Annotated in this window: 8 protein-coding genes and 2 rRNA genes (1 of these 10 running past the window's edge); 1 reads left to right on the forward strand and 9 read right to left on the reverse strand. The window is 62.1% G+C overall.

From position 1 onward, the window contains the following. Positions 1 to 95 precede the first annotated feature (95 nt). Positions 96 to 1,364 carry a class I SAM-dependent methyltransferase gene (locus ACSF9G_RS06035; RefSeq protein ID WP_436639676.1) on the forward strand — a complete coding sequence of 423 codons (1,269 nt, stop codon included), beginning with the start codon at positions 96 to 98 and terminating at the stop codon, positions 1,362 to 1,364. A 397-nt stretch (positions 1,365 to 1,761) separates the two neighbouring features. Here the strand turns inward: ACSF9G_RS06035 and ACSF9G_RS06040 are convergent, their stop codons facing one another. From ACSF9G_RS06040 to ACSF9G_RS06080, 9 genes are all read right to left on the reverse strand, one after another. Continuing rightward, positions 1,762 to 2,721, reverse strand: a complete 960-nt coding sequence (locus tag ACSF9G_RS06040) for a phosphate acyltransferase (RefSeq protein ID WP_436639479.1) — start codon at positions 2,719 to 2,721, stop codon at positions 1,762 to 1,764. A 3-nt stretch (positions 2,722 to 2,724) separates the two neighbouring features. Continuing rightward, positions 2,725 to 3,372 carry a hypothetical protein gene (locus tag ACSF9G_RS06045; RefSeq protein ID WP_436639480.1) on the reverse strand — a complete coding sequence of 216 codons (648 nt, stop codon included), beginning with the start codon at positions 3,370 to 3,372 and terminating at the stop codon, positions 2,725 to 2,727. After that, positions 3,347 to 3,823, reverse strand: a complete 477-nt coding sequence (locus ACSF9G_RS06050) for a hypothetical protein (protein ID WP_436639678.1) — start codon at positions 3,821 to 3,823, stop codon at positions 3,347 to 3,349. Before ACSF9G_RS06050 ends, ACSF9G_RS06045 begins: the two co-directional genes overlap by 26 nt. Before the next feature lie 130 nt (positions 3,824 to 3,953). Next, on the reverse strand, positions 3,954 to 5,804 hold the full coding sequence (locus ACSF9G_RS06055; protein WP_436639680.1) for a DUF3141 domain-containing protein: 1,851 nt from the start codon (positions 5,802 to 5,804) through the stop codon (positions 3,954 to 3,956). Between the two features lie 278 nt (positions 5,805 to 6,082). Continuing rightward, positions 6,083 to 6,379, reverse strand: a complete 297-nt coding sequence (locus ACSF9G_RS06060) for a YHS domain-containing protein (protein WP_436639682.1) — start codon at positions 6,377 to 6,379, stop codon at positions 6,083 to 6,085. A gap of 110 nt (positions 6,380 to 6,489) precedes the next feature. Further along, complete coding sequence (locus ACSF9G_RS06065; protein WP_436639481.1) at positions 6,490 to 6,681, reverse strand: hypothetical protein; 192 nt, start codon at positions 6,679 to 6,681, stop codon at positions 6,490 to 6,492. A gap of 84 nt (positions 6,682 to 6,765) precedes the next feature. Beyond that, positions 6,766 to 7,953 (reverse strand): thiolase family protein, encoded by a 1,188-nt coding sequence (locus ACSF9G_RS06070; protein ID WP_436639482.1) that lies wholly within the window; start codon positions 7,951 to 7,953, stop codon positions 6,766 to 6,768. A gap of 695 nt (positions 7,954 to 8,648) precedes the next feature. Beyond that, positions 8,649 to 8,763: ribosomal RNA gene (gene rrf, locus ACSF9G_RS06075) — 5S ribosomal RNA — on the reverse strand. Between the two features lie 112 nt (positions 8,764 to 8,875). Continuing rightward, a 23S ribosomal RNA gene (locus tag ACSF9G_RS06080) occupies positions 8,876 to 10,977 on the reverse strand (it continues 650 nt past the right edge of the window).

Consider the following 10,977-nt stretch of genomic DNA (forward strand, 5'->3'; position numbering starts at 1 on the left):
TCTTGACTGCGTCCGAACATCTCGAATCCGCTGACAGCGGCGCGGTTCGCAAAAAGCAAAGCCACTCACTCGATAAGATTCGGACGAGGCTGGGTATGCCCCTGTTGGAAGGTTTGCTCCGGCGGATCATCCACAACGGAGCAATCACCCTTGTCTCGCCTGACGGTCGCGCCGGTCGCATCGGCAGCGGTCCGCCGACAGTGACCATCCGCGTCGTCGATTCCGCCGTCATTCCACGCCTCCTCCTGCATCCCGATCTGGCGCTTGGGGAAGCCTATATGGATGGCGCGCTCGTTATTGAAGACGGCGACATCTACACCTTCCTGAATCTCTGCTTCTCAAATCTCGGCTGGAGCAACGGCCATGGACTGCGGCGCGTCCGCGCCTCCCTCAGGCGCCGTGTCCAACGGATCGCTCAGCGCAATCCCATACCGGTCGCGCGCGCCAACGTCGCACACCATTACGATCTTTCGGACGCGCTCTACGAACTCTTCCTCGACGCGGACCGGCAATATTCCTGTGCCTATTTTATGTCACCCGACGACACGCTGGAGCGTGCGCAGGCGCAGAAGAAGAGGCATATCGCGGCGAAGCTGCTCTTGCGCCCGGGCCAGCGGATTCTCGATATCGGATCGGGGTGGGGCGGACTTGCATTTTACCTCATCCAGGTTGCCGATGTGGACGTCACGGGCCTCACCTTGTCCTCCGAGCAGATTGCCTACGCGCGGCGGCGCACCAACGAGATTGGCATGGGTGACCGTGCGAGGTTCCTGTTGAAGGACTATCGGCAGGAAGACGGCCGCTACGACCGCATCGTGTCGGTCGGGATGTTCGAGCATGTCGGGACCGCGCACTACCGCGAATACTTCGAAAAGGTCAGAGATCTCCTGGACGATGATGGCGTTGCCTTGATCCACACGATTGGCCGTGCCGACGGCCCCGGCGCGGCGAATGCGTGGATCAACAAATACATCTTCCCCGGCGGATACGTGCCGGCGCTGTCGGAAATACTGCCAGCCATCGAGCAGGCCGGCCTTTATATTACGGACGTCGAGGTGCTGCGGCTGCACTATGCGGAAACGCTGAAGGCCTGGCGGCGGCGCTTCAATTCGAACCGTGAGCGCATCGCGGCGATCTACGATGAGCGATTCTGCCGCATGTGGGAGTTCTACCTGGCAGGCTGCGAGGCCGCGTTCCGCCATGCCGGACTGGCAAACTTTCAGATCCAGCTTGCCAAGCGCGTCGACACCGTGCCCCGAGCCAGAGACTACATCGTCGAATGGGAGCACGCGCACGCCGAAGACATTCCGAAGGCCGAGCTGGTGGGCGGGCAGAGCGGTGGCGAGATCGAACGTCGTACATAGCTTGAAGAACAGGAGCCTGTCACCCTCGGAAAGCAGGCGCTGCGATGGCCCGCACGTCGCGCTGGCATCCCCACGTTTCGATGCCGGGCGTCGCCGCGTCCGCCATCACAACGATCTAGCCGCGCCCTAGCTAGACCGCGAGAGGTCTCAGCTTTTGCTTACGGCTTGCAAGATCGAAGACATCGGCGAGTCCGGCGTTCTCGGTCAACGCCTCGCGATCACGGCGATCAACGTCGCGGCCGGTCATGGCCGTCTCGATTGCGGACCCGAACGGGCGTCAAATTGATGATAATGGCAAGTGATCTGTTGCCGCATTCACGCCCCCCTCTAGGGAATGCCGATGGACAAGCAAGAGCCACATATGGCACTCGAGGGACTTCCCCCAACGGCAAGCCTCTCAGGGCATAGAGCTGTGCGGCGATGCCCCAGTTGCTCCTCTGGTGCAGTTTCGCGGGCATATAGCAACGAACAGGCGCGACGATGAGCAAGCGGGCGGCCTGGCTCCCGGCTTCGAGGCTAAACTCGTGATTGCCGACAGGAAGCGGCGCCGGCGGCAATGGCGCCCGCCAGGTATTCGAGGTTCTTTGCAAGGATGTTGCCGGACACGAGATCCGGCACGAGCAGGATGTCGGCGTCGCCCCCCCACCACTGAGGCGGTTCCCTTTTCCTCCGCCGCCCGCCGCGAGATGGCATTGTCGAATGCGAGCGGGCCGTCGACCACCGCGCCGGCGATCTGCCCGCGCCGTGCCATGAGCGTCAGATAGGCGGCGTCGAGCGTCGAAATGATCTCGGGATTGATGGTCTCGACCGCCGACAGCACTGCGACCTTCGGCATCTCAAAACCCAATAGACGAAGCAGATCGACGGCATTCTGGAGAATCTGCGCCTTGGCGTTGAGATCGGGCGCAAGGTTGATCGCGGCGCCCGTAATTGCGGGGAGTTTCGGATGAGTCGAGACCTCGATCAGGAACACGTGGCTGACGCGTTGTCCAGGCAGACGCAAGCCGCGCTCCTTGTCGAGCAGGGCGTGCATGAGCACATCGGTATGGATATTGCCCTTCATGACCGCATCAGCCTCGCCCTCGCGTACGAGCTCGACCGTTTTCGCCGCAACAACCGCATCGGTGCTTGCCGGGACGATCCAGTCCCCCGCCGTCGCCCAGCCGATGTCCTTGCAGGTTGCGGCGATCAAGTCCGCGTCACCGACGAGGCGCGGCGCGACGAAGCCGAGCGCGTGCGCGTCACGGAGCGTCTCGATCACGACTTCTTGCGCGGCGTCCGCGACGGCGACGCGGATCGGTACCAGCGCCTTTGCCTGATCAATGAGATGCTGCAGGCTCTCAATGGACGCAGCCATTGTTTACGCCCCCTGTGCGGCGGGCTGCGCCGCAAGCACCTGCTGGACGTGCCGGGCGATCATCCACTCTTCGTCGGTAGGGAACGCCTGGATGGCAACGCGGCTGGTGCCTGCCGAGATCGCGCGAGCGCCATTGGTGTTTCTCTTGTCGTCGAGCGCGATGCCGAGATACCCTAGGGCCTCGCATATCTTTTTTCGAATGGCTGGCGCGTTCGCGCCGATTCCCCCGGTGAACACCAGCCGGTCGAGGCCGCCGAGCGTCGCGGTCAGCGCCGCCAGGTGCCGGCGGGCCTCGTAGCAGAAGACCTCGATGGCCTCGAGCGCAGCCGGCTCTTCGCGCTGCGTCAGTAAATCCTGCATGTTGCGGCTGATGCCCGACAGGCCGAGCAACCCGGACTCCTCGTAGAGGAGACGCTGGATGCGCTCGACCGTCATAGCTTTCTCGGCAAGCAGGTAGAGGACAATCCCCGGATCGAGGTCGCCACAGCGTGTGCCCATCGGAAGGCCGGCGAGCGTTGAGAAGCCCATCGTGGTCTCGACGCTGCGCCCATCCTGCAGGGCGCAAATGGACGCGCCGTTGCCGAGGTGTGCGACGATGATCCGCTCGCCATCGACATCGACACCGTCATGGCCGGAGCGCGTGAGCAACATATTCATAGGACAGGCCGTGAAAGCCGTAGCGTCGAACCCCGCTGTCGTAGAGTTCCCGCGGCAGCGATGTCAGTGTCGCCAGCCGTGGCAGGGTGTGACGAAACGCGGTATCGAAAGAGGCTACCTGCGGCAGGCCCGGGCGAGCGGTGCGGACGGCCGCGATGCCGGCGAGGTTGTGCGGCTGGCGCAGCGGCGCGAGCGGGATGAGCTTGCGGAGCCGCGCCTCCAGCACGGTGTTCACGATGGCCGGGCAATCGCACTCGAGACCGCCGTGGACGACCCGATGACCGACAGCGGCCAAACGCGTGCCCGAGGGATGCCGTGCGATCGAGTCGAGGAGAAGGCGCAGCGCCGTTTCGTGGTCGGCAATCTCGCCCGTTCCGTCGAGCACTGTCGCGCCGTCGGCATCGCTGGCGTGGAAGTGGCCGTTCGCGAGGCCGACGCGCTCGATGGCGCCCGATCAGAGACGCGGCTGCGGCTCTTCCTTGGCAAAGAGCGCAAACTTAACGCTCGACGAGCCACAATTGATCACCAGGATCGTACCGGCCGCCGCTGCGGACACAGGCCGGGGGGGCCTCAGCTCAGCCATTCGATTGGCTCTCTGCGGTCAATTCGCCGTACAGCAGGCTGAAGGCCTGCTCGTAGCCGGCGTCGCGGGCCTCGCGGGCATGCGCCATCGCCTCGCTGATTTCGCCGATGGCTGCTCTTTCACGTTCAATCAGGGGGTGATCCTGGGGAAGCGGCTGCCGTCTCCTGGCGACGGTTCCCGCCAGTATGGCGATCCCGCGCATCCATGGATTGAAGGCTTCGGAGAACAGGTACCGACTGGTGCGCATTGGATGCAACCACTTGAGCGCCTCGGCTGTCCACGGCGTTGCGAAAGTCTGCACCGACGGGCTCACGAACGTCCGGTACAGCGTCTCGTTGAACTCGGAAACCCGCCGCACGGACTCGAAGGCCTCGCGCGGATGGTCGGCCTTGAGGTCCTCGACCTTGCGCGGCTCGAACCGGACGCTGTAGGCGGGCTTGTGGCAGTCGGGGTCGCCGGACGGGTTGTCGATCTTCATCTCGTAGAGGCCGGGCTCGAGCGCCTCGATGTCATCCAGGCTTTCGAGGATCGCCCGGTGCTCGAGCCGCGCCACGCTGGCCGAGACGAATATGCCGAGATGCCCGACATGGGGGGTCGTCATGTAGACAATGCGCTGCCCGGTCTGCTTGAGGTCTTCCGTGTCCTTGTAGACGACCGGGATCCAGCCGAGCGCCTGGTGTGGCGGCGTGATGTTGTCGCCGTATGAAGCAAAGATGACGAGCGGATTTCGAATGCGCCGCAGATCGGCCCAGCAGCCTTCGCAGATGCGTAAGAGTCCCTGCTCGAGCTTGTTGCCGATGAACAGGTTCTCGACGATGGCGAGGATCTCCTCGCGGCTCAGGAAATAGAAACCGTTCCACCAGCGCTCGAACTCGAGGAAGCGCTCGCGCTCGGTGTCGATGTTGGTGAAGAGAGAGGCGTATTTCTCCCAAATCGCCTTTTCCGGTTTCAGGTTCTCGAAGTTTTGTGCGAGCCAGGCGCCATCGAAGCGGCCACCGCCGAAATCGGAGGTCAGATGGGCGAGCCACGCGCCGCCAAGAAGACCGCCGGAGATGCGCATCGGGTTGCCCCCCGACTCGCCCGCCCAGTAGGAGAGCGGGGAACCGTTGAGCACCGCCGGCCCGAGGAGCCCTTCGCAGTCGGCCGACAGAAGCGCCACCGCCCAGCCGGCCTGGCAGTTGCCGTAAAGGACGGGTGGCTTGCCGGGATGGCGCTGCGCCACCTCCTCGACGAAGCGCCTCAGCGCATGCAGCACATCGGCGAGTGTCTGGCCCGGTGCGGGCTCGGGAAAGAAGATCACGAAGTAGACCGGATAGCCCTCATTAAGGGCCATGCCGACCTCGGACTCCCGTTTGAACCCGCCTATGCCTGGGCCGTGGCCGGCGCGCGGATCAATAATGATCACCGGCGGTTTGTCGGGTTCGACGCAGTCTTCGGCGTGGGTATCGCCGATCTCGGTAATCCGCAGCAGCGCATAATTGACAGGTTGGTCGAACCGGCGTGCATCGAGCAGCGTCTCGTACTTGAAGTCGAGCAGCGGCGGCAGCCCGGCGCGCTCGTGCTCGAGCATGTTGTTAGCGCGTTGGCGCAGCGTGTCCCAGAACAGAATAGTGCGCTTGAGGAGATCCCGCTGATAGTCGGCGATCTCCTGCAAGGAGGGCGCCGCGGCGCCCTCGCGTGCGCCACGGACTGCCTCAGCTGGATATTGTTCTTGAGCATCAGAGCGCGAGCGAGAAACGGCCTTTCCGCCTTCGGCTGGCCCTTTGGTCGTTCGCACGACTCGCCCTACCCTTGCACCCGCAGCGCGGCCCTTCCGGGACGCAGCGCGTCCCTTCCGGGACATCGAGCTACTCGCCATCATATCCACCATCCGGCAAAGAGGTTGAACAAGGGCCCGCAGACCAGAGCGACGTACCAGCCGTAGGCAGCGCTCTCAACGAACCCGAACAGCAAGCGCGGCCACGTGAGCCAGGTGAAGCCTGGAAGGAGCTGCAACCAAGTCTGGAATATCGCCTGGCCGGAAAAGATGAGAGCGAAAACGACGCGAGGCTCGTCCCGAACGCCAGCACAGGGATCCGCTGCGTCGCTACCGCGACGAGCGGCACTCCGGGGCATCGACGTTCAATGATACGCAGGGGCTCGACCATGGGCGTAATCCTTCTGCTTCAATAACGTCTCTCGTTTCGAGCCGGCGCAGATTGAGGGCGCCGCTTCGAAACGCGAACGGCAGCCGCGCGAGCAGAAATAGTAAACGGTGCCGTCATAGACTGATGAATTGGCCTCGTCGGTGCGTACCGTCTTTCCGCGGACCGGGCCGACGTCGGTCCGGGCGGAACCCAGCGGATTTTGCCCGCACTTTCGGTTGCGCCCTTGTCGCGTCCGCCGTGTTGTCCGCGACCCATGACATGGCTGCCCCACCCGAACCGCATCAGCAGGAAAAGCAGGCCGGTCCCGAAGCGCGAAGTAGATCAGGGCTTCCAACGCTGCGTGCTCCCGGTTATGGGCGCAGCCAATGCAGGCGCACGTACTCAGTCCGTATCGAGCCGATCGGTCAGGACGGGATTGATCGGCGCAAGATTGGGCGACCCCAGTTCCAGCGCTCGTGCTTCCGCTTCCATGCCGATCCAGCGCAGCTTTCGAATCCTCTTGAGGACGTCGTCCGATGTCTGCAGTTCTGCCCGTTCGTTAAATCGCTTTTGCGATCCTGCTTGTGGCGTCATGATGGTCTCCACGGTCTGGTCTACGCCCCTTATCGCCCCCCCTTCGCGTCAGCCTAACGAGGCCCTTCCAATCCGCTCTTTTGCCTACTGGATGGCTTCAAGGGCCAGAGCCACTCCTTGGCCGCCTCCGATGCACAGCGTGACTAGCCCACGGCGCACCCCGTCGCGATGCATGGCGTGTAGCAGACGCGTGGTCAGAACAGCCCCTGTCGCACCGATCGGGTGTCCGTGGGCGATCGCCCCGCCCTCGACGTTGACGATGTCCTCGGGCAGTCCGAGCTCTTGGATGAGCGCCAGCACGATCGCGGCGAAGGCCTCGTTGACCTCGGCTCGCTCTACGTCACCGGGCGTCCAGCCGGCGCGTTCCAGCGCCTGCCGGACCGCCGGTACGGGTCCTAGGCCGAACAGGCCCGGCGCGACCGCGCCGACTCCATAGGAGACGAGGCGGGCCATGGGCTCGAGGTCATGTTTCTCGGCCCAAACGGCGTCGGCGACGATCATCGCCGCGGCACCGGAGTTGAGACCGGGCGCGTTGCCGGCGGTGATCGTGCCATCCTGACGAAACGCCGGTCTCAGCTTGGCAAGCGACTCCAATGTCGTGCTCGGGCGATTGTGCTCATCCCTGTCGAAGACCGACGGACCTTTCCGGCCGGGGATCTCGACCGGAACGATCTCGGCCTCGAATTTGCCGGCCGCCTGCGCCTCGCTGAATCGCGTCTGCGACCGGTGAGCCCAGCCGTCCTGCGCTTCGCGGGACACCTGGAACTTGGTGACGAGGTCCTCGGTCACCCAGCCGGAATGCTGGTCTGTGAAAGCGTCATTGAGGCCGTCGCGCAGCATGCTGTCGTAAACGTGCGCATCGCCCATGCGGTAACCCCAGCGCCCGCCCGTCATCAGGTACGGCGCCTGGTCCATATTCTCCATACCGCCAGCCACTGCGCACTTGACGAATCCGAGCATCACCTCCTGCGCGGCGGTCGCTATCGCCTGCGCACCGGAGCCGCAGACGCGGTTCACGGTCATTGCCGGCGCATCGATGGGAATCCCGGCGTTGATCGCGGCCTGGCGCGCCGGGTTCATTTTTGCTCCAGCCTGCACCACCTGGCCCATGACAACAGTGTCGATGTCGGATCCGTTGAGCTTGGCGTGATTAAGGGAACTGCGGATCGCAGCGGCACCAAGGTCGGGCGCCGAGACCTCCTTGAGGGCGCCAGCATAGGTTCCGATCGCGGTCCGCACCGCGGCACAAAGTACGACATTCGATGAGGACATTAGGGACCTCTCGTAAGCTTGCTGCCCACGAAAATCAGCGCGGCCACACTTCAAACCATCTTTGCACCGCCGTGCTTGGCCTCGAAGCGTGCCCATTAGGCCACGGATGGCCGCCGCCCCGCTTTGATGGACGTTAAAGAATCCGGCGAAAGCGATGTCCGGGCGGTGCGCATTAACCTGCCAAGGGCGGCATGGGCACGAAGCTGGCCGGCCGCTGACCGCTCGGTTGCACGAGCGGTGTCCGGAACCATCCTAGGTGGCTGCGTCGAGAACAGCGTCTTGAGCTCCTCACCTGACAAGGTCTCGGCGACCAGCAGAGCTTCTGCCACCATTGGACTTGCCGACGCCGGACTTTCGGCGTGAAGCGGTGCGGTTGGCGCTGACGCGGGGACGCGGCGTGACATGTCAGACGATTTCGGCATCGGCCTCTCGACGCGGAGGCGATGGGTGAGCCAGGATCGCGAAGCTGATGAACCTGCGGACGACCCGCTCGATCTCCGTGCCGAGTTGAAGCGGCTACGCAAGGAGAACGCGCTGCCAGCGAACATGGCAGCGTGGACAAACCGGGGAGCAGGTCATCACGCACCGGCTGGCGCGGCGTAAATCGGCAACGCCGCAGACAACAAAAAAGCCCGCCAGAGGCGGGCTTTAAAAGGTTGGATTTATTGTTTTTAGACATGTCCTGTCATTGGCAGGCCTGGCAGCGACCTACTTTCCCGTCCCTCAGGGGACAGTATCATCGGCGCGGGAGCGCTTAACGGCCGAGTTCGGGATGGGATCGGGTTTGGTCACTCCGCAATGGCCACCAAGCCGGCCAAGGACAGGATTTCCGTGAAATGAGGAGATCTTCAAGAAGCGACTTGGGTCCCTGTCGAGGACCAGATCCGGACATAACGGTCCGGATGGACATTGATTAATGAGAGCAATCAAGCCGATCGAGCTATTAGTACTGGTAAGCTTCACGCGTCACCGCGCTTCCACACCCAGCCTATCAACGTGGTGGTCTTCCACGGCTCTCAAGGGAGAACTCGTTTTGAGGTGGGTTTCCCGCTTAGATGCCTTCAGCGGTTATCCCGTCCGTACATAGCTACCCTGCTATGCCGCTGGCGCGACAACAGGTCCACCAGAGGTACGTCCACCCCGGTCCTCTCGTACTAGGGGCAGATCCTCTCAATTCTCCTACACCCACGGCAGATAGGGACCGAACTGTCTCACGACGTTCTAAACCCAGCTCACGTACCACTTTAATCGGCGAACAGCCGAACCCTTGGGACCTGCTCCAGCCCCAGGATGTGATGAGCCGACATCGAGGTGCCAAACGATGCCGTCGATATGGACTCTTGGGCATCATCAGCCTGTTATCCCTAGAGTACCTTTTATCCGTTGAGCGATGGCCCGTCCACGAGGGACCACCGGATCACTATGGCCGTCTTTCGACTCTGCTCGACTTGTCAGTCTCGCAGTCAGGCAGGCTTATGCCATTGCACTCACCGGTTGATTTCCGACCAACCTGAGCCCACCTTCGCGCGCCTCCGTTACACTTTGGGAGGCGACCGCCCCAGTCAAACTACCCACCATGCGCTGTCTCGGACCCGGATAACGGGCCGCGGTTAGACAATCATGTCAATAAGGGTGGTATTTCAAGGGTGACTCCACCACAGCTGGCGCCGCGGCTTCAAAGTCTTCCACCTATCCTACACATATCGGCACAAGTGCCAGCGCAAAGTTGTAGTAAAGGTTCATAGGGTCTTTCCGTCTGACCGCAGGAACCCCGCATCTTCACGGGGAATTCAATTTCACTGAGTTGATGCTGGAGACAGTGGGGAAGTCGTTACGCCATTCGTGCAGGTCGGAACTTACCCGACAAGGAATTTCGCTACCTTAGGACCGTTATAGTTACGGCCGCCGTTTACCGGGGCTTCGGTTCAGAGCTTGCACCCCTCTCCTTAACCTTCCGGCACCGGGCAGGCGTCAGACCCTATACGTCGCCTTGCGGCTTCGCAGAGCCCTATGTTTTTAGTAAACAGTCGCCACCCCCTGGTCTGTGCCCCTCGATCCCGGTTGCCCGAGGCCGAGGCCTGCTTATCCCGAAGTTACGCAGGTAATTTGCCGAGTTCCTTCAGCATCATTCTCTCAAGCGCCTTGGTATTCTCTACCAGTCCACCTGTGTCGGTTTAGGGTACGGTCTGATGTGGAGGCTATTTCCTGGAACTCTTTGGCTGCCGGGAGAAATCCAGTAATCCCCGACAACTTCCGGAATTCGTCACCATCCACTGGCCCAGGAATATTGACCTGGTTCCCATCGACTACGGCTTTCGCCCTCGCCTTAGGGGCCGGCTAACCCTGCGCCGATTAACGTTGCGCAGGAACCCTTGGACTTTCGGCGGGAGTGTCTCTCACACTCCTTGTCGTTACTCATGTCAGCATTCGCACTTCCGATACCTCCAGGAGCCCTCACGGATCTCCCTTCGCAGGCATACGGAACGCTCCGCTACCGCGTGCACAGAGTGCACACCCGCAGCTTCGGTGCGTGGCTTAAGCCCCGTTACATCTTCGGCGCAAGAACCCTTATTTAGACCAGTGAGCTGTTACGCTTTCTTTAAATGATGGCTGCTTCTAAGCCAACATCCTGGTTGTTTTGGGATTCTCACATCCTTTCCCACTTAGCCACGACTTGGGGACCTTAGCTGGCGGTCAGGGCTGTTTCCCTTTCCACTACGGACCTTAGCACCCGTAGTGTGTCTCCCGCGCAGTACTTCCCGGTATTCGGAGTTTGGTTAGGTTTGGTAATCCTGTGGGGACCCCTAGCCCATCCAGTGCTCTACCCCCGGGAGTATTCACGCGAGGCGCTACCTAAATAGCTTTCGCGGAGAACCAGCTATTTCCGAGTTTGATTGGCCTTTCACCCCTAGCCACAGCTCATCCCCGAATTTTTCAACATTCGTGGGTTCGGTCCTCCAGCAAGTGTTACCTTGCCTTCAACCTGGCCATGGCTAGATCACTCGGTTTCGGGTCTAGTCCGAC

The sequence above is a fragment of the Microbaculum mangrovi genome (assembly GCF_051390635.1).
Lineage (GTDB): Bacteria > Pseudomonadota > Alphaproteobacteria > Rhizobiales > Tepidamorphaceae > Microbaculum.

Bases quoted from the DNA above. Each gene is read 5' to 3' on its own strand.
- ACSF9G_RS06045 (WP_436639480.1), bottom strand. From the start codon at position 3,372: ATGTTGCTCACGCGCTCCGGCCATGACGGTGTCGATGTCGATGGCGAG.
- ACSF9G_RS06070 (WP_436639482.1), bottom strand. From the start codon at position 7,953: ATGTCCTCATCGAATGTCGTACTTTGTGCCGCGGTGCGGACCGCGATC.
- ACSF9G_RS06055 (WP_436639680.1), bottom strand. From the start codon at position 5,804: ATGTCCCGGAAGGGACGCGCTGCGTCCCGGAAGGGCCGCGCTGCGGGT.
- ACSF9G_RS06035 (WP_436639676.1), top strand. From the start codon at position 96: ATGCCCCTGTTGGAAGGTTTGCTCCGGCGGATCATCCACAACGGAGCA.
- ACSF9G_RS06040 (WP_436639479.1), bottom strand. From the start codon at position 2,721: ATGGCTGCGTCCATTGAGAGCCTGCAGCATCTCATTGATCAGGCAAAG.
- ACSF9G_RS06065 (WP_436639481.1), bottom strand. From the start codon at position 6,681: ATGACGCCACAAGCAGGATCGCAAAAGCGATTTAACGAACGGGCAGAA.